General features: G+C 69.0%; 28 protein-coding genes. 19 read left to right on the top strand and 9 right to left on the bottom strand.

Going from position 1 to position 25,360, the window contains the following annotated elements; translation table 11 throughout:
• Positions 1 to 33: 33 nt before the first annotated feature.
• The 8 genes from LH390_RS09625 to trhA are packed head-to-tail and all read left to right on the top strand — an operon-like array spanning position 34 to position 6,880.
• Positions 34 to 825: a class I SAM-dependent methyltransferase gene (locus LH390_RS09625; protein ID WP_227281536.1), complete on the top strand. Its 792-nt coding sequence runs from the start codon at positions 34 to 36 to the stop codon at positions 823 to 825.
• Positions 822 to 1,580 carry an MTB12 C-terminal domain-containing protein gene (locus LH390_RS11615; RefSeq protein ID WP_311516962.1) on the top strand — a complete coding sequence of 253 codons (759 nt, stop codon included), beginning with the start codon at positions 822 to 824 and terminating at the stop codon, positions 1,578 to 1,580. Before LH390_RS09625 ends, LH390_RS11615 begins: the two co-directional genes overlap by 4 nt.
• Positions 1,573 to 2,211 (top strand): ABC transporter ATP-binding protein, encoded by a 639-nt coding sequence (locus LH390_RS09615; protein ID WP_227281537.1) that lies wholly within the window; start codon positions 1,573 to 1,575, stop codon positions 2,209 to 2,211. The genes LH390_RS11615 and LH390_RS09615 overlap by 8 nt, the downstream gene beginning before the upstream one ends.
• On the top strand, positions 2,201 to 2,935 hold the full coding sequence (locus LH390_RS09610) for a hypothetical protein (protein ID WP_227281538.1): 735 nt from the start codon (positions 2,201 to 2,203) through the stop codon (positions 2,933 to 2,935). Before LH390_RS09615 ends, LH390_RS09610 begins: the two co-directional genes overlap by 11 nt.
• A gap of 42 nt (positions 2,936 to 2,977) precedes the next feature.
• The gene (gene purS, locus LH390_RS09605) at positions 2,978 to 3,217 is read left to right on the top strand and encodes a phosphoribosylformylglycinamidine synthase subunit PurS (RefSeq protein WP_227281539.1); all 240 of its coding nucleotides are present in this window, start codon (positions 2,978 to 2,980) and stop codon (positions 3,215 to 3,217) included.
• Positions 3,214 to 3,885: a phosphoribosylformylglycinamidine synthase subunit PurQ gene (gene purQ, locus LH390_RS09600; RefSeq protein ID WP_227281540.1), complete on the top strand. Its 672-nt coding sequence runs from the start codon at positions 3,214 to 3,216 to the stop codon at positions 3,883 to 3,885. Before purS ends, purQ begins: the two co-directional genes overlap by 4 nt.
• Positions 3,886 to 3,909: 24 nt before the next feature.
• Positions 3,910 to 6,204, top strand: a complete 2,295-nt coding sequence (gene purL / locus LH390_RS09595; RefSeq protein WP_227281541.1) for a phosphoribosylformylglycinamidine synthase subunit PurL — start codon at positions 3,910 to 3,912, stop codon at positions 6,202 to 6,204.
• Between the two features lie 4 nt (positions 6,205 to 6,208).
• Positions 6,209 to 6,880 carry a PAQR family membrane homeostasis protein TrhA gene (gene trhA, locus LH390_RS09590; RefSeq protein WP_227281542.1) on the top strand — a complete coding sequence of 224 codons (672 nt, stop codon included), beginning with the start codon at positions 6,209 to 6,211 and terminating at the stop codon, positions 6,878 to 6,880.
• On the opposite strand, the gene LH390_RS09585 is transcribed toward trhA, so the two are convergent.
• The 4 genes from LH390_RS09585 to LH390_RS09570 form a co-directional block, all read right to left on the bottom strand.
• Positions 6,877 to 7,623: an ABC transporter ATP-binding protein gene (locus LH390_RS09585; protein ID WP_227281543.1), complete on the bottom strand. Its 747-nt coding sequence runs from the start codon at positions 7,621 to 7,623 to the stop codon at positions 6,877 to 6,879. The genes trhA and LH390_RS09585 overlap by 4 nt on opposite strands.
• Positions 7,620 to 8,576 (bottom strand): ABC transporter substrate-binding protein, encoded by a 957-nt coding sequence (locus LH390_RS09580; protein ID WP_227281544.1) that lies wholly within the window; start codon positions 8,574 to 8,576, stop codon positions 7,620 to 7,622. The genes LH390_RS09585 and LH390_RS09580 overlap by 4 nt, the downstream gene beginning before the upstream one ends.
• An 11-nt stretch (positions 8,577 to 8,587) precedes the next feature.
• Positions 8,588 to 9,634 carry a FecCD family ABC transporter permease gene (locus tag LH390_RS09575; protein WP_227282703.1) on the bottom strand — a complete coding sequence of 349 codons (1,047 nt, stop codon included), beginning with the start codon at positions 9,632 to 9,634 and terminating at the stop codon, positions 8,588 to 8,590.
• A gap of 82 nt (positions 9,635 to 9,716) precedes the next feature.
• The gene (locus tag LH390_RS09570) at positions 9,717 to 10,718 is read right to left on the bottom strand and encodes an acyl-CoA thioesterase (RefSeq protein WP_227281545.1); all 1,002 of its coding nucleotides are present in this window, start codon (positions 10,716 to 10,718) and stop codon (positions 9,717 to 9,719) included.
• Between the two features lie 19 nt (positions 10,719 to 10,737).
• On the opposite strand from LH390_RS09570, the gene LH390_RS09565 reads away from it, so the two are divergent.
• The 4 genes from LH390_RS09565 (at position 10,738) to LH390_RS09550 (ending at position 14,932) form a co-directional block, all read left to right on the top strand.
• Positions 10,738 to 11,109, top strand: a complete 372-nt coding sequence (locus LH390_RS09565; protein ID WP_227281546.1) for a sterol carrier family protein — start codon at positions 10,738 to 10,740, stop codon at positions 11,107 to 11,109.
• 24 nt (positions 11,110 to 11,133) lie between these two features.
• Positions 11,134 to 12,672: an amidophosphoribosyltransferase gene (purF, locus tag LH390_RS09560; RefSeq protein ID WP_399524980.1), complete on the top strand. Its 1,539-nt coding sequence runs from the start codon at positions 11,134 to 11,136 to the stop codon at positions 12,670 to 12,672.
• A gap of 22 nt (positions 12,673 to 12,694) precedes the next feature.
• Entirely contained in the window at positions 12,695 to 13,741 is a 1,047-nt protein-coding gene (gene purM / locus LH390_RS09555; RefSeq protein WP_227281547.1) for a phosphoribosylformylglycinamidine cyclo-ligase, read from the top strand.
• A 102-nt stretch (positions 13,742 to 13,843) separates the two neighbouring features.
• Entirely contained in the window at positions 13,844 to 14,932 is a 1,089-nt protein-coding gene (locus tag LH390_RS09550) for an inositol-3-phosphate synthase (protein WP_227281548.1), read from the top strand.
• 66 nt (positions 14,933 to 14,998) lie between these two features.
• Here the strand turns inward: LH390_RS09550 and LH390_RS09545 are convergent, their stop codons facing one another.
• Both LH390_RS09545 and ygfZ read right to left on the bottom strand, forming a co-directional pair.
• Entirely contained in the window at positions 14,999 to 15,193 is a 195-nt protein-coding gene (locus LH390_RS09545; protein ID WP_227281549.1) for a DUF3073 domain-containing protein, read from the bottom strand.
• 141 nt (positions 15,194 to 15,334) lie between these two features.
• The gene (gene ygfZ / locus LH390_RS09540; protein WP_227281550.1) at positions 15,335 to 16,444 is read right to left on the bottom strand and encodes a CAF17-like 4Fe-4S cluster assembly/insertion protein YgfZ; all 1,110 of its coding nucleotides are present in this window, start codon (positions 16,442 to 16,444) and stop codon (positions 15,335 to 15,337) included.
• Positions 16,445 to 16,484: 40 nt separating this feature from the next.
• On the opposite strand from ygfZ, the gene LH390_RS09535 reads away from it, so the two are divergent.
• The gene (locus LH390_RS09535) at positions 16,485 to 17,393 is read left to right on the top strand and encodes an aminodeoxychorismate lyase (RefSeq protein ID WP_227281551.1); all 909 of its coding nucleotides are present in this window, start codon (positions 16,485 to 16,487) and stop codon (positions 17,391 to 17,393) included.
• Here LH390_RS09535 and LH390_RS09530 read toward each other — a convergent pair.
• The gene (locus LH390_RS09530; RefSeq protein WP_227281552.1) at positions 17,390 to 18,031 is read right to left on the bottom strand and encodes a heme-binding beta-barrel domain-containing protein; all 642 of its coding nucleotides are present in this window, start codon (positions 18,029 to 18,031) and stop codon (positions 17,390 to 17,392) included. The two genes, LH390_RS09535 and LH390_RS09530, sit on opposite strands and share 4 nt — an antisense overlap.
• Positions 18,032 to 18,069: 38 nt before the next feature.
• On the opposite strand from LH390_RS09530, the gene LH390_RS09525 reads away from it, so the two are divergent.
• Entirely contained in the window at positions 18,070 to 19,104 is a 1,035-nt protein-coding gene (locus LH390_RS09525; RefSeq protein WP_227281553.1) for a diacylglycerol/lipid kinase family protein, read from the top strand.
• Here LH390_RS09525 and LH390_RS09520 read toward each other — a convergent pair.
• Positions 19,101 to 19,895, bottom strand: a complete 795-nt coding sequence (locus LH390_RS09520) for an LmeA family phospholipid-binding protein (RefSeq protein WP_274709877.1) — start codon at positions 19,893 to 19,895, stop codon at positions 19,101 to 19,103. The two genes, LH390_RS09525 and LH390_RS09520, sit on opposite strands and share 4 nt — an antisense overlap.
• A 32-nt stretch (positions 19,896 to 19,927) precedes the next feature.
• Here LH390_RS09520 and mshD point away from each other — a divergent pair, with 32 nt between their 5' ends.
• From mshD to pstB, 5 genes are all read left to right on the top strand, one after another.
• Complete coding sequence (gene mshD, locus LH390_RS09515) at positions 19,928 to 20,785, top strand: mycothiol synthase (protein WP_227281554.1); 858 nt, start codon at positions 19,928 to 19,930, stop codon at positions 20,783 to 20,785.
• A 151-nt stretch (positions 20,786 to 20,936) separates the two neighbouring features.
• Positions 20,937 to 22,043: a phosphate ABC transporter substrate-binding protein PstS gene (pstS, locus tag LH390_RS09510; protein WP_399524975.1), complete on the top strand. Its 1,107-nt coding sequence runs from the start codon at positions 20,937 to 20,939 to the stop codon at positions 22,041 to 22,043.
• A 14-nt stretch (positions 22,044 to 22,057) separates the two neighbouring features.
• Positions 22,058 to 23,008, top strand: coding sequence for a phosphate ABC transporter permease subunit PstC (gene pstC, locus LH390_RS09505; protein ID WP_227288210.1), 951 nt, complete (start codon positions 22,058 to 22,060; stop codon positions 23,006 to 23,008).
• 12 nt (positions 23,009 to 23,020) lie between these two features.
• Positions 23,021 to 23,917: a phosphate ABC transporter permease PstA gene (pstA, locus tag LH390_RS09500; protein ID WP_227281555.1), complete on the top strand. Its 897-nt coding sequence runs from the start codon at positions 23,021 to 23,023 to the stop codon at positions 23,915 to 23,917.
• A gap of 23 nt (positions 23,918 to 23,940) precedes the next feature.
• Positions 23,941 to 24,714, top strand: coding sequence for a phosphate ABC transporter ATP-binding protein PstB (pstB, locus tag LH390_RS09495; RefSeq protein WP_227281556.1), 774 nt, complete (start codon positions 23,941 to 23,943; stop codon positions 24,712 to 24,714).
• Here pstB and phoU read toward each other — a convergent pair.
• A complete protein-coding gene (phoU, locus tag LH390_RS09490; RefSeq protein WP_227281557.1) occupies positions 24,711 to 25,355 on the bottom strand; it encodes a phosphate signaling complex protein PhoU in 645 nt (214 codons plus the stop codon). The genes pstB and phoU overlap by 4 nt on opposite strands.
• Positions 25,356 to 25,360 lie beyond the last annotated feature (5 nt).

Here is a 25,360-nt window from a genome sequence, read left to right as displayed (position 1 = left end):
TAAAACTACTACCTGCAGTGAAGGATGGCGCACATGCCACATTCTCATCTACCCATGGCGGACCGTAAGACCGAGGATGTGCCCGGCCACTGGCTGCTCGCACGGCTGGGCAAGCGCGTCCTGCGCCCCGGCGGCCTGGAACTGACCACCTGGCTGCTCGACCACGCCCAGCTCACCGGGAAGAAAGTGGTGGAGTTCGCCCCCGGTCTCGGCCGCACCGCGGCGCTGATCGTGGACAAGAAGCCCGCCAGCTATGTCGGCGTGGACGAGGACCCGCAGGCCGCCGCAGCCACCGCGAAGGTGGTCAGCGGCACCGGACGCACCGTCAACGCCACCGCCCAAGACACCGGGCTTGACGCCGCCTCTGCCGAGGTCATCATCGGGGAAGCCATGCTGACCATGCAGGGGGACAAGGGCAAGGACGCCATCGTCGAGGAAGCCCGCCGCGTGCTCGCCCCCGGCGGGCGCTACGCCGTCCACGAGCTGGCGCTGACCCCCGACGATGTTCCCGATGACCAGAAGCTGGAACTGCGCCGCGCCCTCGCGCGCGCCATCAAGGTCAACGCGCGGCCCCTGACCGTGGCCGAGTGGCGCGACCTCTTTGATCGCCACGGCTTCGAGGTCGAAGCCGTGCAGACCGCCCCCATGGCGCTGCTCGAGCCCAAGCGCAACCTCGCCGACGAAGGCGTGCTCGGCGTGGCGCGCATCCTCTTCAACGTCGCCCGGGACAAGAAGGCGCGCGCCCGCGTGCTGGAGATGCGCCGGGTGTTTAACTCCAACAAGGACAACCTGGCGGGAGTTGCCCTGGTGGCGGTGAAGCGGTGAGCCGGCCCATCCACTGGCCCACGGTCGTGGTCTCAGTGGTCGCCTCCTCGTGTGCCACGGCGATACTGCTGGCGGTGGGGATGGTCAGCCAGCCACAGGTCCAGCCGCACGAACCCCAGACCCAGGCGCGGTCCCAGGTGCAGACCTCCACCGCGGAAGAAACCGCGCCGGAGCTGCCGGACGTGTCGGTGGAGCAGGAACCCCTCCGCGAGGACCCAACGCAGATGCAGTCACAGCCACAAGCACTGGTTCGGGCACCTCAGCAGAACCGCACCCACACCCGCACCCACACTCAGACCCAGACTCACACCCAGACCCAGGCTCAGACCCACACCGAAACGCAGCCTCAAGCGCGGGGATGGGAACCGGACTCGCCGCTGCCGGCGGATTTTCGGGTGACCAACCCGGTGCCCACCCTGGATGACCTCAACGCCATCGTGCACTTCCTGGTGGCCACGGACGCCTCCGATGACGCCAAGGCCGCCAACCTGGAGGCCGGGCGCGCCGCGGTGGTCGTGCCGCAGACGGTCTACCGGCTGGGCCTCTTCCGCGCGCCAAAGGGCTGGAAGCGCATCAGCGGGCCGCTGGAGCTTGACGGCGGGCAGGCGACGGCCACGCTGCGCAGCGGGTCGGCGGGACGGCCGGACATTGAGCTGCGCATCCACTTCGTCTACGACGGCAACTGGAAGCTGGCCAACTCCTCGGTGTGCGAGGGTGTGCGCACCGTGGGGCTGCCGCTGCACTGCAATGCCTGAGGTTGAGCTGCGCCACGTCGCGTGTGCCCCGGCGCTCGCTGATGTGTCCGTGGAGCTTGCGCCCGGGGTGTGCGCGCTGGTGGGCCGCAACGCCGCCGGGAAGTCCACCCTGCTGCGCATCATCGCGGGGCTGCGCCGCCCCGATTCCGGTACGGTGCGGGTGCGCGGGGCGATCGGCTGCGTGCTCGATGGCGTGGGGGCCCACCCGAGCCACAGTGTGACCCGGCACTTGCGCTGGGTGGGTGCGCTGGGGGGCGTCGATAAGCGGCGCGTCGCCGAGGTGCTGGAGTGGTCCGGGCTTGCCGACGTCGCGCACGCGCAGGTCCGCACGCTCTCAACGGGACTGCGCGCCCGCCTTGATGTGGCGGCGGCGGCGCTGACGGACCCGCCGATCCTGCTGCTCGACGAGCCGCTCAACGGCATGGACGTGGCCGCCGTGTGGTGGATGCGCGAGGTGCTTGCCACCTGGCGGGAGGAAGGAAAAATCGTGATCATGGCCACCCATGCCCTGGCAGAGGTGGAGCGCACCTGCGATCGGGCGCTGCTGGTGGATGCCGGGCGGATCCGGGACGTGGACTGCGCTGCCGTGGAGTCGGCGCTGCGGGAGGTGTGGAACCGCGATGAACGTTGAGCGGATCAGAACCGGCGGGCGCGGGCCGCTGTGGTGCGCCATCGTCCCGCTGGCGGTGCTCGTGCCGCTGGCGGTGACCGCCCTGGTGGCCACGGTGGCCACCCGCATCAACGCCACGGGTGGGCTGCTGTCCGTGCAGGCGGCGCGCACGAGCGGGGCCCTGTATTGGGTGGTCAACCTGGGGGTCATCGTGCTGGCTGCCGGTGCGGCGTACGTCAGCGCCGCGGCCCCCGAGGCGCCGCAGCGGCTGGCTCGCGTCGGGGTGGTTCGCCTGCTGCTGGGCCGCTGGGCCTGGCTCGCGCTCGTCGCCGCGGCCTGCATTTTCGTGGAGGTTGTTGTGGTTCTCCTCGCCCTGCCTGCCCTGTTTCCCCAGGTGTACGGGGCGGTGAGCATCGGGGATGCGGCGGGCCTGCGCGCGCTGTGGGCCATGCCCCTGTATGCGGGCCTGGCGGTGGGCATTGGCGTGGCGGTGGGCACGGTGCTGCGCTCGGCTGGCCTGGCGGTGGGGGCGGTGACCGTGTGGGCGTTGCTCATCGAAAATGCGCTGGGGGTTACCCGGGCGCAGCCCTGGCTGCCCTTCCTGGCCGGGATCGCAGGAACGGGCCAAGAGTTGGCCCTGCCGCCGCGCTGGGGGCTCAACGGGTCGCTGGCGTATGTTGCGGTGGTGGCGGTGGTATGCATGGCCGTTGGACTCGTGGTGTTGCGCTGGCGCTGGCGGCGTTAAGCTGTGGGGGAAACTAACCTGAAGCGAGCAAGGGGATCATCAATGGCCCGTGTAGTTGTCAACGTCATGCCCAAGGCAGAAATCCTGGACCCGCAGGGCCAGGCCGTGGTTCGTGCCCTGGGCCGCATCGGCGTGGAGGGGGTGACCGATGTGCGCCAGGGCAAGCGCTTCGAGCTAGAAGTCGCGGACTCTGCGAGCCTGGCGGACATTGAGAAGGTGGCCGCCACGCTGCTGGCCAACACCGTCATCGAGGACTTCGAGGTCGTCGAGGAGGCCAAGTGAGCGCCAAGATTGGGGTCATCACCTTCCCCGGAACGCTCGACGATGGTGACGCCGCCCGCGCCGTGCGCATTGCCGGCGCAGAGGCGGTGTCTTTGTGGCACGCCGACGCCGACCTGAAGTCCGTGGACGCCGTGGTTGTCCCCGGCGGCTTCTCCTACGGCGACTACCTGCGCTCCGGCGCAATCTCCGCCCTGGCTCCGGTGATGCGCAGCGTCATCGACGCCGCCGGGCGCGGCATGCCGGTGCTGGGCATTTGCAACGGCTTCCAGATCCTCACCGAGGCCAACCTGCTGCCCGGCGCCCTGACCCGCAATGAAGGCCTGCACTTCCACTGCGTGGACACCTACCTTGAGGTGGTCAACGCGGATACGGCGTGGACGAACCGCCTTGAGGAGGGACAGAAGATCCTGGTCCCCGCCAAGCACGGCGAGGGGCGTTTCCAGGCGGATGCCGCCACGGTCGAGCGCCTGGAGGGGGAGGGCCAGGTGGTCTTCCGCTACACCGACAACTTCAACGGATCCGTCAACGCGATCGCGGGGGTGACCAATGAGACCGGCCGCGTGGTGGGACTCATGCCCCACCCGGAGCACGCCGTGGAGGCGCTGACCGGCCCCTCGCTTGATGGCCTTGAGCTGTTCTTGTCCGCCGTCGGCAGCATCGCCGCCTGAGCCCCAAAAGGAAGTCCACACAAGATGACTGGCATCGTCAACAATGACACTGTCGCGCGGGCTATCGAGGACCCGGATGCCGTGCAACCCTACGCACAGCTGGGCCTCAAGGATGACGAATACGCGCGCATCCGCTCCATTTTGGGCCGGAGGCCCACCGACGCGGAGCTGACCATGTACTCGGTGATGTGGTCCGAGCACTGCTCCTACAAGTCCTCCAAGGTGCACCTGCGCTACTTCGGGGAGACCACCACCCCGGAGATGAACGCCAAACTCCTCGCGGGCATCGGCGAGAACGCGGGCGTGGTGGACATCGGAGATGGCAACGCGGTGACCTTCCGCGTCGAATCCCACAACCACCCCTCCTACGTGGAACCCCACCAGGGGGCGGCCACGGGCGTGGGCGGCATCGTCCGCGACATCATGGCCATGGGCGCGCGCCCGATCGCGGTGATGGACCAGCTGCGTTTCGGGCCTGCCGACGCCCCCGACACCCAGCGGGTGCTGCCCGGCGTCGTCGCCGGCATCTCCCACTACGGCAACTGCCTGGGCCTGCCCAACATCGGCGGCGAGACCGTCTTTGACCCCACCTATGCGGGCAACCCCCTGGTCAACGCGCTGTGCGTGGGCACGTTGAAAACCAAGGACCTGAAACTGGCCTTCGCCTCCGGCACGGGCAATAAGGTCCTGCTCTTTGGCTCCCGCACGGGCTTGGACGGCATCGGCGGGGTATCCGTGCTGGCCAGCGACACTTTCGAGGACGGCGCCCAGCGCAAGCTGCCGGCCGTGCAGGTCGGCGACCCCTTCGCGGAGAAGGTGCTCATCGAATGCTGCCTGGACCTGTACCAGGCCGGCGTCGTGGTGGGCATCCAAGACCTCGGCGGGGCGGGCCTGGCGTGCGCCACCTCCGAGCTGGCGGCCTCCGGCGACGGCGGCATGGCCGTCAACCTGGATGCGGTGCCGCTGCGCGCAGAGCACATGAGCGCCGCGGAGATCCTGGCCTCCGAGTCGCAGGAGCGCATGTGCGCCGTTGTCACCCCCGAGAACGTGGAGCGCTTCACACAGATCTGTGCGCATTGGGACGTCACCTGCGCCGAAATCGGCGAGGTCACCACGGGCGATCACCTGGTGATCACCCACCACGGCGAGGTCGTGGTGGACGCGCCCGCGGCGACCATCGCTGATGAGGCCCCCGTCTACGAGCGCCCCTATGCCCGCCCGCAGTGGCAGGACAAGGTGCAGGAGGCGGCGTCGGTAAGCACGGTCACCGACGTGGCGCAGGCGGTGCGGGACATGGTCTCCTCGCCGGCGCTGTGCTCCCGGGCGTTCATCACGCAGCAGTATGACCGCTACGTGCGCGGCAACACCGTCAAGGCGAAGGACTCCGACGCCGGCGTGCTGCGCATCGATGAAACCTCCGGGCGCGGCGTGGCCATCTCCGCCGACGCCTCCGGGCGCTACACCTACCTGGACCCCAACACCGGTGCGCGCCTCGCCCTGGCTGAGGCGTACCGCAACGTGGTGGTCACCGGTGCCCGGCCGGTGGCAGTGACCAACTGCCTGAACTTTGGTTCCCCGGAAAACCCGGACGTGATGTGGCAGTTCCGCGAGGCAGTCCACGGGCTGGCCGACGGCGCCGCACAGCTGGGCATCCCGGTCTCCGGCGGCAACGTGTCCTTCTACAACCAAACCGGCGACGAGCCGATCCTGCCCACCCCGGTCGTCGGCGTCCTCGGCGTCATCGATGACGTCGCCGACGCGATCGGCCACGACCTGGGCACCGTCGCAGAGCCGGAAGTGATCTACCTGGTGGGCCGCACCCACGACGAGCTCGGCGGATCCATCTGGCAGCAGGTCGCCGACGGCGCCCTGCAAGGCATGCCGCCCGCCGTGGACCTGGCCAACGAGGAAGCGCTCGCCCGCTTCTTCGTGGGCAACACGGCGCTGACCGCCGCCCACGACGTCTCCGAGGGCGGACTGGCCCAGACGCTGGTGGAGCTGGCGCTGCGCAGCCCCGGCGGCCTTGAGGTAGAGCTCGACCAGGTGCACGAGGACCTCACTGTCGCGCTGTTCTCCGAGTCCGCCTCCCGCGCCGTGGTGGCCACCACCGCGGACCGGGCCGACGCCGTGGAGGCCGCTGCCGCCAGCGCCGGGGTCCCCATCGCCCGGATCGGCGCCACCACCTCCGAGCGCAACCTGGTGCTGCGCAGCAGCGGCCAGGACCACACCCTCAACCTCGACGAGCTGGCACAGGCCTGGGAGGCAACGCTGCCGGACCTGTTCGGCCACGCGGCCGGAGCGAATGCGGTGGTGGAATAGCCCAATGGCAGGCCCCGCCCCGTATGACCGCGGACCCCGGCCGGCCCTGCGCGGCGTCATCCACCTCATCGCCGCACTCGGCGGCCTGGTCTCCGGGGCGGTGCTGGTCACCTACGCGTGGATGACGCTCGCCTGGTGGCAGGCCCTGGGGGTGACCGTCTACGCGGTGGGCTTTGTGCTGCTCTTTGGCGTGTCCGCCGCCTATCATTTGGGCCCCTGGCGGCGCAGCGAGACCGTGCGCCGCTGGCGGCGTGCTGATCACTCCACCATCGCCGTGTTCATCGCGGCGACGTATACGCCGCTGTGCCTGATCGTGCTGCGCCCGGTCGCGGCCGCGGTCATGCTGTCCATCGCGTGGGCTGGGGCTGCGGCGGCGGGGTTTTTGTCCATCGGCTGGATCGAGCATCCCCGCTGGTTGGACGTGGCGGTCTACCTGGCGCTGGGCTGGCTCATCGTGCCGCTGATCCCTCAGCTGTGGGTGCACGCCGGCCCGGCGGTGGTGTGGCTGCTGTTTGCCGGCGGCCTGATCTACACCGCCGGGGCGGTGGTGTATGGGGCGCGCTGGCCCGGCCGCCAGGCCCGCTGGTTTGGCTACCACGAGCATTTCCACGCCGCCACGCTCGTGGCCGCGGTGGTGCATCTTGTCGCCGTGTGGATGGTGGTGGTGGGCGCCTAGGTGGCGCTGTCAAACAGCAGGGTGGGCCGGCCCGCGTGCTCGATGCGGGTCACGCGGGTGCGGTAGACCGGCTCGAGGATCTCGGGGATAAACACGGCGTCGGGGGTGCCCTGGGCGACGATGCCGCCGGCGTTGAGGACGATGGCCGTGTCGCAATACCGGGCCGCCAGGTTGAGGTCGTGGAGGACCACCACGGCGCCGCCGTCGCGGCGGGCAACCGCGTCGAGGGCGTCGAATTGGTAGCGCACGTCGAGGTGGTTGGTGGGCTCGTCGAGCAGCAGGTAGGAGGCCTGCTGGGTCAGGCCGCGGGCGATGAGCGCGCGCTGGCGCTCCCCGCCGGAGAGCCTGGACCAGGGGCGGCGGGCCAGCGGCAGCAGGCCCAGCGCGTCCAGGTAGTGGGCGGCAATGTCCTGGTCTGCGGCGGTGGGCCGGGCCTGGAAGCCCCGGTGGGGCAGCCGGCCGAGGAGCACCAGTTCGGCGACGGTCAGGGGGATGTCTGCGTCGTGTTCTTGGGCGACCACGGCGATGGCGCGCCCCAGGTCTCGCCCGCGCAGGTCGGCCAGGTCGGTGCCGTCGATGTGGACGGTGCCGGAGGTGGGCCGGCGGGTTCCGGCCAGGGTGCGCAGCAGGGTGGTTTTGCCGCTGCCATTCGGCCCGACGAGCGCGACGGTGCTGGTGGGCGGGACGTCGAGGTTGATGTCGGTGAGGATGCCCGCCACGGCGAGGTCCCGGGCGCGGATCACAAGGCGGCGTCCAGGCGTTCGAGGCCGGTGACGGCCAAGGGGGTGGGCGGCTCGGCGAAGTTGAGCAGCAGGGGGATGATCCGGTGCTGGGCGACGGCGGAGACGCGGTCCATGCCCTTCATGCTGGCCACGGCCTGGGTGACCTGCTGGGCGTCCCCGCTGGAGTAGAGGGCGATGATGACGTCCGGGTTGCGGGAGATGAGGTCTTCGGCGGTGACTTCGAAGACGCGCTGGGTGTTGTCGGCGTAGACGTTGCGCAGGCCCGCGGAGGTCACTAGCGGGTGGGACATGGATGCGGTGCCGTAGGCGTAGGTCACCCCGCCGCCGATGGTGGGGTAGATCACGGCGACGCTGCGTCCGGCTCCGGCGGCGTGGCCTTCGAGTCCGGTGATGCGGGCGCGGGCCTGGGCGATCATCTCTTCGGCGCGCTGCTCGCGGTGGAAGACGGTGCCGTAGAGGCGGATCTCCGCGTAGACGTCCTCCCAGCTGGCGGGGCCGCTTAGCGCGCCGCAGAAGGCGGGTTCTTCGAGGGTGGCAATGTGCGTGTCGGCCATGGTTTGGCGGTTGACGGTGTCAGTAAACCCCAGCACCAGGTCCGGGCGGCTGGCCACCACCTCTTCTTTGGAGATCTGGAGGTGCCCGCTGGTGTCGAGTTTGTCGCTGAGCGAGGGGATGGCTGCCAGCGTCGAGCGGGTGGCGGCGTCGAAGTAGTCGTCGGGGTATTGTCCGGCCCGCGCGGTCACCCGGTCGAGGACGCCGAGTCCGGCCAGGGTGGTCACGGCGGCGGGTTTGAGCAGGGTGACGCGCTGCGGTTCGGCGCCAAAGGCCACCTCGCGCCCGCAGTTGGTCACGGTGGTGTCCTGGGCCGACGGTTCGGTGGGGGTGGAGGAGCAGGCGCTTATCGACGCCGCGGCAAGCGCAAGCATGCAGGCAATGGGGGTCACGGACTTCATGGGGGTTCTTTCTATTCAGTGGTGCGGTACATGCGGCGGACCAGGAGCAGCAGGAACGGGGCGCCCACCAGGGCGGTGATGATGCCGATGGACAGCTCTCGCGGGGCCAGCAGCGTGCGCGCCCCAATATCGGCCCACAGCAGCAGCACCGCCCCGCCCAGCGCGGACAGCGGCAGGACGGCCCGGTGGGCGCCGCCGACGACGCGGCGCGCCAGGTGGGGGACCACCAGGCCCACGAAGCTTATGGAGCCGGCCATGGCCACGATGGCGCCGACGAGCAGGCACACGATGACAAGGAGCCCGGCCCGGAAGCGCTCCGGGTTGATTCCCAGACTCCAGGCCGTCTCATCGCCGATGGCCAGCGCATCCAGGTGCGGTGCTGCGGCCACCAGCACCACCAGCGCGAGGACAACGATGCTGGCGACCACCACCAGCGAGCCGTTGAAGGAGGCCAGGCCGAGCGAGCCGAGCAGCCAGAACATCACCGAACGGGAGCTTTGGGCATCATCGGAGGCGAAGATGACAAAGGACGTTACGGCGGAGAGCGCATAGCCGAGCGCCACCCCGGCCATGAGCAGGCGCAGCGCGGTGAGCCTGCCCTGGGAGCGGGCCACCATAAACAGCACGGCGGAGGCGGCCAGGGCGCCTAAGAAGGCGCAGCCCTGGAGGGCGTAGTCGCCGAGAGCGACCCCGGCGCCGGTCAAAATCGCCAGCGCCGCGCCGGTGGAGGCGCCGGAGTTGATGCCCAGGACGAAAGGGTCGGCCAGCACGTTGCGCACCAGGGTTTGCAGGACCGCCCCGGCGAGTGCCAGCCCGGCGCCGACGCATATGCCCAGGAGGGTGCGGGGCACGCGGATGTCCCACACGATGGCGTCGGATAGCTCCACGGCGCGGTCCAGTGGGGTGCCCAGCAGGTGGTGGGCGATGACGTGGAGGCTGTCGGCGGGGCTGATGGGCACCGGGCCGGCGCCGACGCTGATGAGCGCGGTGGCGGCCAGGACGACGGCGGTGGCTATCGCCCAGCGGCGGGCGCGGCGGCGCGCGGCGCGCAGCCCCAGGACGTCGGTAGTAAGGGTGCGCGTGGTGGGCCTCCGATGGCTGCGGGAAAACTAACGCAGGACATCTTAGGACTGCCGGTTGCTAGTCCAGATATTGGGCACGCCTAGGTGTGATCAATGGGCGGGGGGAGTACTCGGCGCGCAGCTCACGCAGCACGGTGGCGTGCTCGGCCAGGCGCTGATCCTCGGGGGTGACGGGGACGAATGGGCGGGCCGGCAGCGGCTGGCCATCCACGTCGAGGGCCAGGTACGTCACCGAGGCGTGGATGGCGGTTTCCAGCTCGGCCCGGCCGCGGTGAGCGTCGCCGGCGCGCACGTGGATGGACATCTGCATGCTACGGGCGTCGGTACGCATGAGTCGAGCATCCACCTCGATGAGATCGCCGATGCAGATCGGCTGGTAGAAGCGGATCCCCCCGGCATACACCGCCACGGTATGCTCCCCGGAGAATTCCATCGTGCACGCCGTGCCCGCCTCATCGATCCACTCCATCGCGGTGCCGCCGTGGACCTTGCCGCCCCAGTTGACGTCCGTGGGCTTGGCCAAAAAGCGGGTGATCAGCCGCGGGGCGTCGGACGGGCCCGCGTAGGTCTGGCGCGCCATCTCCTCCTCGATGGCCCGGCGCAGCTCAATGCGCGACCGGGCGGCGTCGAGGACCCGCTCCTGCTCCGGGGTGCGGGGCACAAAGGTGGGCACCTGCGTGGGCCGGCCCGTGGTGGGATCCATGGCCACGAAGATGACCAGGCAATCGCAGGCGCGGCTAAACACGCCCTCCCGCGGGTCGGCGGACAGGACCTCATTGACGATGTGCATCGACGACGTCCCCGTCATAGCGATGCGCGAGCGCACCTCCACCAGGTGGCCCGAGGGAATAGGCCGGGTGAAGTGAATATGGCCCACATAGGCGGTGACGCAATACGTGGCGGACCACTGCGTCGCGCACGCGTAGGCGGCCTTATCAATCCACTCCAAGACCCGGCCGCCACCCACCCCATGCGAACCGGCCAACACAATATCCGTGGGCGCGGCCATGAAACGTAGGGTGACCTCGTGCGGGCGGGACGGCGCTGCTGGTGGTGTCATGACAGCTAGGATAGCGGCAATGGACACCCCGAACACCCCGAACGCCCAGCTTGCGGGACTCGCGGACTGGGCGCGCGAACCCCAGCAGCATCCCCACCCCGACCGGGCCGTGCTCGCCGCGGCGGTGCGGGCCAGCGTGCGCCGGCTCGCCGAGGTCGCCCCGGGCAAATCCGTGGAGGTGCGGGTACCGCCGTTTGTGGCCGTGCAGTGCATCGATGGGCCCCGCCACACCCGCGGAACCCCGCCCAATGTGGTGGAGATGGACCCGTGGACGTGGGTGCGCCTGGCACTGGGAATAGAGAGTTTTGCTGCCGCCCTGGCCCGCGGCGGAGTCGACGCGTCCGGCGCGCGCGCCGGGGAGGTGGCGCACTGGCTGCCCATTGGTCATTAGTGTGCTACCGGTTGCGTGGCTATGATGTTGCCCGTGGCATCCAGGAACCTGTTCTGCACACCACCGACTACCACTCCCGCTCCCGCCGAACCTGCGCGTCTTGATGACCGCGGCGAGACGAAACCGCGGGAGGAATGCGGCGTATTCGGAGTGTGGGCTCCGGGCGAGGAGGTGGCCAAACTTACCTACTTTGGGCTGTTCGCCTTGCAGCACCGCGGCCAGGAGGCGGCGGGCATCGCGGTCGGCGACGGCGAGCGCATCATCGTCTACAAGGACATGGGGCTCGTCTCCCAAATCTTCGACGAGGACCTGCTGGGCGCCTTCGAAGGCGACGTGGCTATTGGCCACACCCGCTATTCCACCGCCGGCGGCACCGACTGGAACAACGTCCAGCCCATGTTCCGCACCACCCCCAACGGCGTGGACATCGCCCTGGACCACAATGGCAACCTGGTCAACTTCCAGCAGCTGCGCGACGAGGCCCTGGAACTCGGCGTCCTGGACGCCGACTCCGCCTCAGACACCAACGTGCTCACCAGCCTGCTCGCCCACAACGTCAACGATGACACCTCCGTGTTCGCCGCCGCCGCCGAACTGCTGCCCCGCGTCCACGGCGCGTTCTGCCTGACGTTCACGGACGGCAAGACCCTCTACGCCGCGCGCGATCCCTTCGGGGTGCGGCCCCTGGCGCTGGGGCGGCTCGACCGCGGCTGGGTGGTTGCCTCTGAAACGTGTGCCCTGGACATCGTCGGCGCGTCCTTTGTTCGGGAAATCGAGCCCGGCGAGATGGTGGCTATCGACGCCGCCGGCGTGCGCTCCGAGCGCTTCGCCCCCACCAACCACAAGGGCTGCGTCTTCGAATACGTCTACCTCGCCCGCCCCGACTCGGTCATCCGCGGGCGCACCGTCAATGCCGCCCGCGTAGAAATTGGGCGCCGACTAGCCCGCGAGTTCCCCACAGACGGCGACCTTGTCATGCCGGTTCCCGAGTCCGGCACCCCGGCCGCCGTGGGCTACGCCCGCGAGTCCGGTATTCCCTTCGGCCAGGGCCTAGTAAAGAACTCCTATGTGGGCCGCACCTTCATCCAGCCCTCCCAGACGCTGCGCCAGCTGGGCATCCGGCTCAAGCTCAACCCGCTGCGCGAGGTCATCGCCGGAAAAAGGCTGATCGTGGTGGATGATTCCATCGTCCGCGGCAACACGCAGCGCGCCCTGATTCGCATGCTGCGCGAGGCCGGCGCCGCCGAAGTCCATGTGCGCATCGCCTCCCCGCCGGTGAAATGGCCCTGCTTCTACGGCATCGACTTTGCCAGCCCCGGGGAGCTGATTGCCAACTCCGGGGACTCTGCCGACGACGCCGATATTGCCAACCACATCTGCACCGCCATCGGCGCGGACTCCCTGGCGTTCGTCTCCGTCGAGCAGATGATCGAGGCCACCGAGCAGCGCCCAGAACAGCTGTGCGCCGCCTGCTTCGACGGCAACTACCCGCTCGGGCTGCCCGCCGGAAACAGCAACGCCGAGCTCGTCGCCCAACTCCAAGCAACCCCCGCCGACCGTTAAACCAACCCCGAAAGGATCACCCATGACCTCCTACGCTGCTGCCGGAGTAGACATCGAAGCCGGCGAGCGCGCCGTCGAGCTGTTTGCTCCCCTGGCCAAGCGCGCCTCCCGGCCGGAGGTGCGCGGCGGGCTCGGCGGGTTTGCGGGCCTGTTCGAATTAGGTAAGTACCGCAAGCCGCTGCTGGCGGCAGGCTCCGACGGCGTGGGCACCAAGCTCGCCGTCGCGCAGGCCCTGGACATCCATGACACCATCGGCATCGACCTGGTGGCCATGTGCGTCGATGACCTCGTTGTCTGCGGCGCCGAGCCGCTCTTCCTTCAGGACTACATCGCCGTGGGCAAGGTCGTGCCCGAGCACGTGGCCGCCATCGTCTCCGGCATCGCCGAGGGCTGCGTGCAGGCCGGCTGCGCCCTGCTCGGCGGGGAAACCGCCGAACACCCCGGCGTGATGGAACCCGGCCACTATGACGTCTCCGCCACCGCCGTCGGCGTCGTTGAGGCCGACGAGGTGCTTGGGCCCGATCGCGTCCGCGCCGGCGACGTCCTCATCGCCATGGAATCCTCCGGGTTGCACTCCAACGGCTACTCCCTGGCCCGCCACGTGCTCTTAGAGCGCGCCGGGCTGCCGTTGGACGCGGAGATGGAGGACTTTGGCCGCACCCTGGGCGAAGAGCTCCTGGAGCCCACCCGCATCTACGCGCTCGACTGCCTGGCGCTGGCCGCCGAGTGTGACGTGCACACCTTCTGCCACGTCACCGGCGGCGGGCTGGCCGGCAACCTCGCCCGCGTCATCCCTGAGCACCTGCGCGCCACCATCTCCCGCGGGGCGTGGACGCCGGGCCAGATCTTCCGCACCATCTCCTCGCTGGGCAAGGTCTCCCAGGAAGAGATGGACAAGACCTTCAACATGGGCGTGGGCATGGTGGCGGTGGTCTCCGCGGCCGACAGCGAGCGCGCCCTGGCCATGCTCGCCGCCCGCCACGTGCCCAGCTTTGTCATCGGTGAGGTAGCCAAGGCCACCGAGGACGGCCCGCGAGTGGTGCTCACCGGCAACCACCCGGGCTATTAATCCGGACACCTTGACCGATACAGCTGGCTAACCCGCCCCTTATCGCCCCCGATCGGGCCTACCATCCTGGTGCAAGCAAGACGTTGACCAGGAAGGATTTTCATGACCGACCAGCGCATTCGGGTCGCCATAGCGGGGGTGGGCAACTGTGCCACCTCGCTGATCCAGGGGGTGGAGTACTACCGGGATACCCCCGCCGAGGAGCACGTCCCGGGCCTCATGCACGTCGACTTTGGCGGCTATCACGTCGGCGACATCGAGTTCGTTGCCGCCTTTGACGTGGACGCCGCCAAGGTGGGCGTGGACCTGTCCGAGGCGACCCGGGCCTCCCGCAACTGCACCATCACCATCGCCGAGGTTCCCAACCTGGGCGTGACCGTGGACCGCGGCCCCACCCTCGACGGGCTGGGGGTGCACTACCGGCAGGCCATCGAGGAGTCGAGCGCGGAGCCTATCGACGTCGCCCAGAAGCTGCGCGACACCCACGCCGACGTGCTCGTGTCCTACCTGCCGGTGGGCTCCGAGCAGGCGGACAAGGCGTACGCGCAGGCCGCCCTCGATGCGGGCTGCGCCTTTGTCAACGCGCTGCCGGTGTTCATCGCCAGCGATGAGCAGTGGGCCGAGAAGTTCCGGGCCGCCGGCCTGCCCATCGTGGGCGATGACGTGAAGTCCCAGGTTGGCGCCACCATCACCCACCGGGTGCTCGCCCGGCTCTTTGAGGAGCGCGGGGTGCGCCTGGAGCGCACCAGCCAGCTCAACGTGGGCGGCAACATGGACTTCAAGAACATGCTGGACCGGGAGCGGCTGGAGTCCAAGAAGATCTCCAAGACGCAGTCGGTGACCTCCAACCTGGTCGACGGGCCCCTGGCCGGCAAGATCGCGGACCGTAACGTCCACATCGGGCCTTCGGACTACGTCGAGTGGCTCGATGACCGCAAGTGGGCCTACGTGCGCCTGGAGGGCAGCGCGTTTGGTGGGGTGCCGCTTAACCTCGAGTACAAGCTGGAGGTGTGGGACTCGCCGAACTCGGCGGGCATCATCATCGACGCCCTGCGTGCGGCCAAGATCGCACTGGACCGGGGCATCGGCGGGCCCATCCTGCCGGCGTGTTCCTACCTGATGAAGTCCCCGCCGAACCAGCTTCCGGACGATCAGGCGCGCGCCCAGCTCGAAGAGTTCATCGCGGGCTAGGCCACCACATACGCAGCAAGGCAGTCAGGCGCAATGCCTGACTGCCTTTCTCTGCGGCGCCGGGAGTTAGCGGCTGGTGTCATCTCCCTCATCATCCCAGGACCCATACTGTGCGTACGGATCCGAGACGGCCTCATAGGAGCGTTGCGGGGCCTGCCCCGCGAGCTCTCGCTGCAAGGACTCAAGGTCCATCTCTGGCGTGCTGTACTTCAATCGGCGTGCGACTTTGGTCTGTTTCGCCTTCGCGCGACCGCGACCCATGGCCATGACCCCCTTGAGGTTGAGGGCAATCCAGGGAATTCGGATGCCCCATCGGCTTTCTCGTATGTCTATTCCTGTTAGACACAATAGCGGTTACGCGCAGAAATTTCCGCTCCAGGCCCTGACCTGCGGGTTTGTGGGCTAAGTTCGTGGCTTCGGTGGCGCGGAGTTCGTGGGGGATATCAATGGCTTGGCGCGCAGGGCATCGATCGCCCGGCGCCCGGCCTGCGCGTTCTCCGTGCGCGGCACGCTCGCCTCATCCACGCTCAGCGCCACCTCGCCAGAAGCCAGTGGCCGGCCGAGGGCGGAGCGCTTGAGCAACACCAGCGCGATGGGCCCAAGCTCATGATCATGAACCACCGTGCCCACCCGGCCCACGGCCCGCCCCCCGGCCGTGATGGGATCACCCGGGGCCGGCTGCGTGGGCGCCGAGCCATCCAGGTGCGCCAGCACCAGCAGGCGCGGCGCGCGGCCCAAGTTTTCTACCCGGGCCACCGTCTCCTGGCCGCGGTAGCAGCCCTTATCCAGGTGCACCGCGCCCGGCAGGTCGCCGCGGCCAATCCAGGCCGGCACCTCGTGGGGAATGGAGCGGGCATCCAGGTCCGCGGGCAGCTCCGGCCACAGGGCGTGGACGCGCTCGGCGGTAAACGCCATGAGCCCCGCCAGGGGCAGGGGGCCTGCGGCGAGGGAGGAAAGCTCGGCGCGGGGGACGGCGGCGTCGATACGCGGGCACCCGCCCCACGGGTAGGCGGCGGCCCACACAGCGCCGTCGGGAGCGGCCCCGGGGCCAAGGACCGTGACCAGCGCCAGATCGGTGGGCTCGATGGTCACCTGGGACCAGAAGACCATGCGGCGCAGAAACGCCGTGAGCGAGTCCGCCTGCTCGGCGGGCAGATCCAGGTAGTAGTCCGTGTTGGTAGCCGCCACGGTGACGTCTGCGTGGTGGAGGATGTGGCCCTGCATGTCCAGGTCCAGGGCCGCGGCGCGGGTGCCGGCGGGGGCGTCGAGAAGCTTCTGGGAGAGCAGGTTGTTGAGGAACTGCCCCGCATCCGGACCGCTGACCCGCACGATTCCGCGGTGGGAACGGTCCACCAGCACCCCGTGGGACACGGCGCGCTGCTCGGCGAAAGGATCCCCGTAATGCCACGCCACCCCCTGGCAGTCCACGCTGACGGGCTCCTGGTTGGCGGCCGCCCCCGGCACGTCGAGCAAGGGGGAGCGGTAGGGCGAAGATGCGTCAAAGTCGGCCACCACTGCATGGTAACGCGCCGGGCAAGGCATAATCCAAGGTATGCCACTGCCTCCGGCACACGTAGCCCCGCCGATCGTCTTTGTCCTCGAACCCTTCGGGGGCTCGGTGCGCCAGCACAACCCGGCGCTACCCAGCGTGTTCTTCGATGACGCCGCCGTCACCCGCGGAGACGGCGTCTTTGAAACGATCCTCATCCGCGACGCCGCGCCGGCGAACCTGCGCCGCCACCTCGACCGCTTTATCGCCTCGGCGGCGTTGCTTGATCTGCCCGCCCCGGACCCGAGCTACTGGGCCAAAGCCACCGCCGAGGCGGCGCGCGCGTGGGCCGCCCACCTCGGCGATGGCCCCATCCCGGACGCCCAGTGCACGTGGACCTACACCCGGGGCCGGGCCGCCACCGGCATCCCCAGCGCCTGGCTGACCGTGCGGGGGTTGTCTGCCGAGCAGCTGCGCCAGCGTGAGACCGGCGTGGCGGTGATGACCAGCCCGCGCGGCTACACCATCGACGCCGGCGCGCAGGCGGTGCCCTGGCTGACCCTGGGGGCCAAGACCCTCAACTACGCGGCGACGATGGCCGCGCTGCGGTGGGCGAAGAAGCACGGCTGCGATGACGTCATCTACACCGACGGCCAGCGCGTGCTTGAGGGCGCAACCTCCACCGTCGTGGTGGTGCGCAAGGGCAACAAGCTGCGCACCCCCACCCCCGGCGGGGACGTGCTGGTTGGCACCACCCAGGACGCGCTCTTCGAGTATGCCGCCGCCCACGGGTGGCGCTGCAAAACCCGGGAGCTGACGGTGGCGGACCTGCTGAGCGCGGAGTCGGTGTGGCTGGTCTCCTCGGTGCGCACCGCCGCCCGGGTCACCCGCATCGATGACCACGACCTGCCCGCCCCCGCCAATGAGGCGCAGGTGCGGGCGCTTATCGACGCCGCTCTCGCGCAGGCCTAGCCCACCACCCGCTCAAGCTCCGCCGACATGCGCGGGTGCAGCTGACCATCGACGACGCGCTCGTCGACCCACCCCAGGTGGTTATTGGGCATCAGGCCGTAGAGGCGCTTGCCCGGGCCCAGCTCCTTCGGGCCGGTCTCCGTGACCATGGTGGAGGCGGACTCGACCTGCCAGGCCCGCTCGTTGACCGGCCGGCCGTAGAAGATCTCCGCCACCCCGGTGGAGTGGGTGCACACGAACTCGATGTCGTCGTCCAGGCTGATGCGCCAGAAGCCGCTTTCGCGCTGGTCCAAGCCGGTGGGCTCGCCGTTGTCATCGACGCGCCACAGGCGCGACTCGTAGGTGAGGTAGTTCTCCCCGTCGTGGGCGAAGGTGATCTGCTGGCCGAAGGCGTACTGGCCGTCCTCGGCGGTATCGGCCTGCCCGTGGCCGCGCCACACGCCGACGAGCGGCAGCAGGGCGAGCAGGCCGTCGTGCAGGCTGGGGCCCTGGCGCAGGTTGGCGGTGTCCGCGCTAATCGGCAGATCCTCCAACGCCGGAATGTTGCGCCCGGCGGTGTTCGTGGACTGTTCCGCGGCGAGGTTGACCGCGGCGTTGCCGTCTAGCTTGGGGGTACTCGGTTCATTCGGCTGCGTCATGGCCCCCAGGGTACTAATCGCCCCGTAGGGTGGTGGCCGTGGATGTGCTGTTGATCTCTAACCCCAACTCGACGAGCCAAACGCCGCGAGTCTTCCGGCAGGTCATCGCCATCCTGCAGGCGGTGCCGGGCATTCGGCTGCACGCCCGGCCCACCCACCACGCCGGGCACGCGCGGACACTGTGCGCAGACATTGAGCCGGGGCGTTTCGACGCCGTGGTGGTCCTCGGCGGGGACGGCACCGTCAACGAGGCCGTCAACGGGCTGCTCGGTCCGGTCTCGCGCCGCCGCGACGGGGGCGACGTTCCGGCGCTGGGCATCATTCCCACCGGATCGGCCAACGTCTTCGCCCGCGCCCTGGGCTACTCTGCCGACCCCGTGCGCGCCGCCCGGGCGCTGGCCGCGGCGCTGCGCGCCCGCCACGTGCGCAGCATCTGCCTGGGCACCTGGGAAGACCGCTGGTTCGCCGTCAACGCCGGGGTAGGCATTGACGCCACCGTCATCGCCCGAGTCGAGCGCGCCCGCTCCCGGGGGTTTAGCGCCACCCCGCTGCGCTACCTGGTGGTCTGCGTCGACGCCTGGGTGCGCGCCCAACTGGTGCCGCCGCGCATGGACGTCACCGCCCGGGGCCCCCGCGCCGCCGGCCTGGTGCTGCGCCGCGTGCCGCTGTGCGTGGCCTCCAACACCAACCCGTGGACGTTTTTGGGCCCGCTGCCGGTGGTGACCAACCCGGAGAACTCCTTCGACCGGGGCCTAGGGGTCTTCGCGCTGACCTCTCTGAGCGGTCCGGGCGGGGTGGCCAGCATGCTCCACCTGGTGGGGGTGGGCCACAATCGGTGGTTCGAGCGGTGGATCAACCGGCGCACCGTGCGCTGCGATGACGCCACCGAGGTGGTGCTGACCTGCCCGCAGCCGCGCCAGCTGCAAATAGACGGCGAATACGTGGGCGACCGGATGCGCGTGGAGCTGGGCTGCGTCCCGGACGCCCTGCGCGTCATCGCGCCGCTGCACCGCGCCCGGCTGGCGCAGCGCTCGTGGCCGCAGATCCTGCGCGACTTTGTGCGGCTGAGCTAGCCGCGCCCGTAGTCGGTGCTATCAAAGTCAGACTTGCGGGCGGTCTCCAGGGGCGACAGGTCGGCGGAGTCGACGGTGATGGTGCGCGCCTGGGACTCAAAGTAGATCGACCCCCCGGTGACAAACACGGCCTGGGCCTGGCCCGATAGGGGCAGCGAGCGGGTGTTGAGCGTCCAGGTGAAGGCGCGCCGGGCGGCGACGATGCGCTCGGGGGGCACGTCCGGGAACTCCACCGGCTCCATGGTGAACTGGGGGCCGGACAGTCGCAGCGTGACAATGACGGTCACGGGCTTGTCAAAACCATGCGGGGTGCCGGTCAGCTGCGCCTCAACGGCCGGCCCGCCCTTCGGCGAGATGTCATAGGGGTTGGCAATATCCAGGTCCGTCATCCCCAGCTGGGCGCCCACGGCCACCCCGTCCAGGCCAATCTTGCGGGTTGCCAGTTCCGCCTGCGCGCCGGTGAGATCGCCGCTGAAAACCTGCTGCGGCGTGACCTTGACGGCCTCGAGCTCCGTGCGCGCGTTGACCAGGCCCAAGCCGGGGGTGTCCACGTCAAGCGCCTCGACTGACAGCCGCGGGATCTTGCCCGTGACCACCGCCTGCAGGTAGGGCAAGCCGGCGAGGTAGACGTTGGGGGCCACCTCCAGGCGGGAGTTGTGGGCCACGGCGCTGGAGAGGGCGTGCTCGGCGTGGGTGGCCACCACGGCGTCCGCGCACCAGGCCACCGCCACGGTGGCGGTGAGGCCGAGGGCGGTCACGGTGACAGGCCGGGGGATACTCACCTGGATCATCCTACGGGGCGCGGCCAACTAGGGTGGCACTCATGGAGATACAGCAGACCACCCCCACCCAGCAGGCCGTCGACTGTGCGCACGCCTCCGGGGCGTTTTCTGAGCAATTCCTGCGCGGACTGGTGGAGCCGGAGCTTGGCCACCGCCACCGGCTGGCGCTGTGCGACGGCGCGTGTGTAGGGCTGTGGGCCACCGACGGCACTACCGCAGAGCTCGCCGTGGATCCCGCTTATCGACGCCGCGGCATCGCCACCGCGCTCCTGCGCGCCGAGCCCCTGCCGGTGTGGCTGCACCAGCAGGGTGCGGACGCCGAGCCTGCCCACGCGCTGGCCGATGCCCTCGGCTGGCAGCCGGTGCGCACCCTCCAGGTGCTCGCGCTGAGTGACCCGCAGCTGCGGGACGCCGCCGAAGGGGCCGCCGCGCCGGAGGGGTACCGCCGCCTCAACCTGACCGAATCGTGCACCCGGTGGGGCAGCGACCACGTGGAGGAGGCGTGGCTGGCCGTGAACAACCGGGCCTTCGACTGGCACCCGGAGCAGGGCGGGTGGACGCGCGCGGACCTGCGCCGGGCGATGGACGCGGACTGGTTCGACCCCGCCGACGTGCTGCTGCTATGGCAGGAGGACACCGGTGAGCTGGCGGGCTTCCACTGGACCAAGTGGCACGGCGAGGGCCTCGGCGAGGTCTACGTCATCGGCCTCGACCCGGACTTCCAGGGCCGCGGGCTGGCCGGCCCGCTGCTGCGCCTGGGGCTGGCTCGCCAGGTGGCGCGGGGTGCGCGCCGGGTCATCTTGTACGTGGAGGCGGACAACGCCGCGGCGCTGAAGGTCTACGCCGCGCAGGGGTTTGTGGTGGCAGAAGAGCACGTGCTTTTCGCCCCCAAGGACTAAGGCAGCCCTGAAGACACGTAAAGATATCACGAAATTAACCGGACGTTTACGCGGCGTTGGGCAACGGGTTGCTCAGGGTGCCTAGCGTGCCCAGGGTAGGGAGCGTGTGTGCCCCTTTCACTTACCCCTTGTAAGAAAGGTTGTCCCGTCCGTGACTATTTCTCCGCGTCGCTGCGTTACCGGCTCCATCGCCCTTCTCGCCGCGACGACCCTGCTTGCCAGCTGCTCCGAAGACACCGGCAGCTCCTCCGCCACCCAGATTGACGGTGTGAGCAACACCGCAGGCCAGGTCGTCGCCGAGGGAGCCTCCTCGCAACAGCAGGCCATGGACTACTTCGGCGTCCAGTACGGCCACGCCGTGGGCGGGGCAACCCTGGCCTATAACTCGTCCGGATCCGGCTCCGGGCGCCAGAACTTCATCGGCGGGCAGGTGGATTTTGCCGGGTCCGACTCCCCGCTCAAGGATGACCAGGTGGACAAGGCCAAGCAGCGCTGCGGCTCGGATGCGTGGCACCTGCCGTTTGTCATCGGCCCCGTGGCCGTGGCCGTCCACCTTGATGGCGTGGAGGAAATCAACCTGTCCGTGCCCACCGTGGCCAAGATCTTCTCCGGGAAGATCACGTCCTGGAATGATCCGGCCATCGCGGCGGAGAACCCGGGTGCCTCCCTACCGGATAAGCAGATCAGCGTGGTTTACCGCTCCGACGAGTCGGGTACCTCTGATAACTTCCAGAAGTTCCTCAAGGCCGCCGCCCCGGACCTGTGGGAGACCACCGGCCAGCAGTTCCCCCAGAAGGTCGGCTCCGGGGCCAACGGCTCCAACGGCGTGGCCACGGAGGTGGGCAACATCGACGGCGCGGTGACCTATGTGGAGGCCGGCTTTGCCAAGGCCAACCCCGCCATCACGGTGGCCAACATTGACTTCGGCCACGGCCCGGTGGCGCTGGACGCGCAGTCCGTGGGCGTGGCGCTGGACAACTTAAGCTTCAAGGGAACCGGCAACAACATGGTGGTGGATTCGGACGCGCTGTTTTCCATGGACGCGCAGGGCGCCTACCCGCTGGTGCTGACCACCTATGAGATCGTCTGCTCGGACTACACCAATGCCGGGGCGTCCGAGGGCACGGCCGCGCGGGTGAAGGACTTCCTCACCGTCGCGCTGCACTCCCAGGATGATCAGCTTGCCGAGCTCGGCTACATCCCGGTCACCGGCAGCCACTTAGAGCGCCTGACGCAGGCCGTCGCGGCCATCAAGTAGATCCGTTGGTGTTGATGACTACCGTGGGCTCAACTCATACCCGTCCCGGGGATCGGATCTTCCGTGGCCTGTCCACCTCCGCGGCGACGCTGATCACCGTCCTCATCACCGCCATCGGGGTGTTCCTGGTGTGGCGGGCGGTGCCAGCGTTGCGCCGCAACGAGGGCGGACTGTGGGGATTCTTCAGCTACGCCGGGCCTTGGGAGACGCAAAACACCCAGGCCATGCACTTTGGCATCCCCAACCTGCTGGCCGTGACCGTGCTCATCTCCGTGGTGGCCCTCGCCCTGGCCATGCCGGTGGCGTTGGGCATTGCCATCTTCTTGTCCCATTACGCGCCGGCGCGGCTGGTGCGCCCGCTGGGCTACCTGGTGGACATGCTCGCCGCGGTGCCGTCGATTGTGTACGGCCTGTGGGGCTGGCTGGTCTTAGGGCCCTGGCTGTCCGGGCTCTACGAGTGGCTGGCGCGCTGGGCGGGCGGGTTCTTCCTGTTTACGCAGTATGACAATTCGCCGGCGTTTGCCACGGGGCGCAACCTGTTTACCGGCGGGATCGTCCTGGCCGTGATGATCTTGCCGATCATCGCCGCCACGGCCCGCGAGGTCTTTGTGCAGACCCCCAAAGGCCAGGTGGAGGCCGCGTTGGCGCTGGGGGCGACCCGCTGGGAAGTCGTGCGCATGACGGTCCTGCCCTTCGGCATGTCCGGCTACATCTCCGGGGCGATGCTGGGCCTGGGCCGGGCGCTGGGGGAGACGATGGCCCTGTACATGGTCATCTCCCCGGCGGCGGGCTTCCGGTTCTCGCTTTTCGACGGCGGCACCACCTTCGCCACCGCAATCGCCAACGCCGCCCCGGAGTTCAACAACAATATTTCCGCCGGCGCCTATATCGCCGCCGGCCTGGTGCTCTTCGTGCTCACCTTCGTGGTCAACTCCATTGCCCGCGCGCTCGTGGCCAAGAAATAGAAAGGTGCTGTCATGACTACCTTGACTCCGAAGCGGTCGAGCTTTGGCGGGATTTCGCGGCGTCGACAAGCAACAAACTCCGTGGCTGCGGTGGCCGTCTATGCCACCATGGCGCTCGCCCTGATCCCCCTGATCTGGGTGCTGTGCGTGCTCATCTCGCGGGGGATCTCCCCGCTGCTGCACGCCGACTGGTGGACGCTGTCGCAGAACCGGGTGATGTACACCCAGCCCAAGGGCGGGGCGCTGCACGCCATTGTGGGCACCCTGGTGCAGACGGCCATCTGCTCGGCCATCTCCATCCCCATCGGCGTATTTACCGCCGTCTACCTGGTGGAATACTCCCGCGGCGGGCGGCTGGGACGGCTGACCACCTTCATGGTGGACATCCTTACCGGCGTGCCGTCCATCGTCGCCGCCCTGTTCGTCTACTCCCTGTGGATCGTCCTGTTCGGCTTCCAGCGCTCCGGCATGGCCGTCTCGCTGGCGCTGGTGCTGCTCATGGTGCCGGTGATCGTGCGCAACACCGAGGAGATGCTGCGGGTGGTGCCCCAGGAACTGCGGGAGGCTTCCCTGGCGCTCGGCGTGCCCAAGTGGGTGACCATCCTGCGCGTGGTGCTGCCCACCGCGCTGTCCGGGATCATCACCGGCATCATGCTCGCCATCGCGCGAGTCATGGGAGAATCCGCCCCCGTGCTCATCCTGGTGGGCTCCACCCCGGCGATCAACTGGGACCCGCTGCACGGGCCCCAGTCCTCCCTGCCCCTGATGATGGTGGACATGTACAAGGCGGGCACCGCCCCGGCCGTGCTGGACAAGCTGTGGGGCGCGGCACTGACCCTCGTGGTCATCATCGCCGTACTCAACATTGCCGCCCGCTTCATCTCCGCACGATTCTCCGTGAAGAACTAGCCCCCAAGGAGGAGCACTTTTCTATGTCCAAGCTTGAGCTTCAAGACGTCAACATCTTCTACGGGGACTTCCACGCCGTCCAGGACGTCAGCCTCTCCGTGCCCGCCCAGTCCGTCACCGCCTTCATCGGGCCGTCCGGCTGCGGCAAGTCCACCGTGCTGCGCGCGATCAACCGCATGCACGAGGTCACCCCGAACACCCGCGTGACCGGCTCCATCCTCCTCGACGGCCAGGACATCTACGGCCCGAAGGTCGACGCGGTGTCCGTGCGCACCACCATCGGGATGGTCTTTCAAAAGGCCAACCCCTTTCCCACCATGTCCATCGAAGACAACGTGGTGGCCGGCCTGAAGCTGGCGGGGGTGAAAAACAAAAAGCGCCTACGCGAGGTCGCGGAGAAGTCCCTGCGCGGCGCGAACCTGTGGGAGGAGGTCAAGGACCGGCTGGACAAGCCCGGCGGCGGGCTGTCCGGCGGCCAGCAGCAGCGCCTGTGCATCGCGCGCGCCATCGCCGTGGAGCCCGAAGTGCTGCTCATGGACGAGCCCTGCTCGGCCCTGGACCCCATTTCCACCCTGGCCGTCGAAGACCTCATTCATGAGCTGAAGGAGGACTTCACCATCGTCATTGTCACCCACAACATGCAGCAGGCCGCCCGCGTGTCCGACCAGACGGCCTTCTTCTCCCTGGAGGCCACCGGCAAGCCCGGCCAGCTCGTCGAGGTGGGCCCCACCCGCACCATCTTTGAAAACCCCACCCGCAAGGAGACCGAGGACTACATCGCCGGGCGCTTCGGCTAGTCCCGGTACTCGCCGGTGGCCAGGTAGATCACCCGCGTACCCACGTTGACGCAGTGGTCCGCAAAGCGCTCGAAGTAGCGCGCCACCAAGGCGGCGTCCACAGCCTCCTGGGAAGTGCCCGGCCAGTCCGCGCGCGTCACCGCCGTCATGATGGCCTCGTGGAGGCGATCAACGGCATCATCGTCGCGCTCCAGCGCCTGCGCGGCCTGCGGATCCGGGTGCGTCAACAGCGTCCGAGTCGTGGCCGCCATCCCCGCAGCCAACTGCGCCAAGGAATCAAACGCCGGGTGCAACTCAGCAGAAAGCACCGGCTCCGGGTGGCGGCGCCGGGCGGCGTTAGCCACGTGGACCGTCAGGCTGGCCATGCGCTCTAAGTCCTCCACGATGTAGATAGAGGCCACCACCTGGCGCAGGTCGCGGGCCACCGGCCCCTCCAAAGCCAGCAGTTTGACGGCGCGCTCCTCGCAGCGGCGCACCACGGCAGGTACCTGCTGCTCCCGGGACATGGCGTCCTCCGCGGCCTGCAAAGAGGACTGCAGCAGCGCCCGGGTCGACAGCGCCAGGACCTCTTCGACCAGGGTGCACAGCGCGACCACGTCCGCGGCGAAGGCGTCCAAACGTTCCCTAAAAGCTGTGCGCATGAAAC

The organism is Corynebacterium uberis (assembly GCF_020616335.1).
Taxonomy (GTDB): Bacteria; Actinomycetota; Actinomycetes; order Mycobacteriales; family Mycobacteriaceae; genus Corynebacterium; species Corynebacterium uberis.
Note: the sequence above shows the minus strand (reverse complement) of the source record. Positions and strands in the feature narration are given on the sequence as shown.

What these genes read in the sequence shown, in the direction of transcription:
- LH390_RS09530 (WP_227281552.1), bottom strand. Translation starts at nt 18,031, where the DNA reads ATGACGCAGCCGAATGAACCGAGTACCCCCAAGCTAGACGGCAACGCC.
- LH390_RS09550 (WP_227281548.1), top strand. Translation starts at nt 13,844, where the DNA reads ATGACCGACCAGCGCATTCGGGTCGCCATAGCGGGGGTGGGCAACTGT.
- LH390_RS09615 (WP_227281537.1), top strand. Translation starts at nt 1,573, where the DNA reads ATGCCTGAGGTTGAGCTGCGCCACGTCGCGTGTGCCCCGGCGCTCGCT.
- LH390_RS09580 (WP_227281544.1), bottom strand. Translation starts at nt 8,576, where the DNA reads ATGAAGTCCGTGACCCCCATTGCCTGCATGCTTGCGCTTGCCGCGGCG.
- LH390_RS09535 (WP_227281551.1), top strand. Translation starts at nt 16,485, where the DNA reads ATGCCACTGCCTCCGGCACACGTAGCCCCGCCGATCGTCTTTGTCCTC.
- mshD (WP_227281554.1), top strand. Translation starts at nt 19,928, where the DNA reads ATGGAGATACAGCAGACCACCCCCACCCAGCAGGCCGTCGACTGTGCG.
- LH390_RS09610 (WP_227281538.1), top strand. Translation starts at nt 2,201, where the DNA reads ATGAACGTTGAGCGGATCAGAACCGGCGGGCGCGGGCCGCTGTGGTGC.
- LH390_RS09520 (WP_274709877.1), bottom strand. Translation starts at nt 19,895, where the DNA reads ATGATCCAGGTGAGTATCCCCCGGCCTGTCACCGTGACCGCCCTCGGC.
- purL (WP_227281541.1), top strand. Translation starts at nt 3,910, where the DNA reads ATGACTGGCATCGTCAACAATGACACTGTCGCGCGGGCTATCGAGGAC.
- pstC (WP_227288210.1), top strand. Translation starts at nt 22,058, where the DNA reads ATGACTACCGTGGGCTCAACTCATACCCGTCCCGGGGATCGGATCTTC.
- LH390_RS09570 (WP_227281545.1), bottom strand. Translation starts at nt 10,718, where the DNA reads ATGACACCACCAGCAGCGCCGTCCCGCCCGCACGAGGTCACCCTACGT.
- purS (WP_227281539.1), top strand. Translation starts at nt 2,978, where the DNA reads ATGGCCCGTGTAGTTGTCAACGTCATGCCCAAGGCAGAAATCCTGGAC.
- pstB (WP_227281556.1), top strand. Translation starts at nt 23,941, where the DNA reads ATGTCCAAGCTTGAGCTTCAAGACGTCAACATCTTCTACGGGGACTTC.
- pstA (WP_227281555.1), top strand. Translation starts at nt 23,021, where the DNA reads ATGACTACCTTGACTCCGAAGCGGTCGAGCTTTGGCGGGATTTCGCGG.
- LH390_RS09625 (WP_227281536.1), top strand. Translation starts at nt 34, where the DNA reads ATGCCACATTCTCATCTACCCATGGCGGACCGTAAGACCGAGGATGTG.
- LH390_RS09565 (WP_227281546.1), top strand. Translation starts at nt 10,738, where the DNA reads ATGGACACCCCGAACACCCCGAACGCCCAGCTTGCGGGACTCGCGGAC.
- purM (WP_227281547.1), top strand. Translation starts at nt 12,695, where the DNA reads ATGACCTCCTACGCTGCTGCCGGAGTAGACATCGAAGCCGGCGAGCGC.
- purF (WP_399524980.1), top strand. Translation starts at nt 11,134, where the DNA reads ATGTTGCCCGTGGCATCCAGGAACCTGTTCTGCACACCACCGACTACC.
- LH390_RS09545 (WP_227281549.1), bottom strand. Translation starts at nt 15,193, where the DNA reads ATGGGTCGCGGTCGCGCGAAGGCGAAACAGACCAAAGTCGCACGCCGA.
- phoU (WP_227281557.1), bottom strand. Translation starts at nt 25,355, where the DNA reads ATGCGCACAGCTTTTAGGGAACGTTTGGACGCCTTCGCCGCGGACGTG.
- trhA (WP_227281542.1), top strand. Translation starts at nt 6,209, where the DNA reads ATGGCAGGCCCCGCCCCGTATGACCGCGGACCCCGGCCGGCCCTGCGC.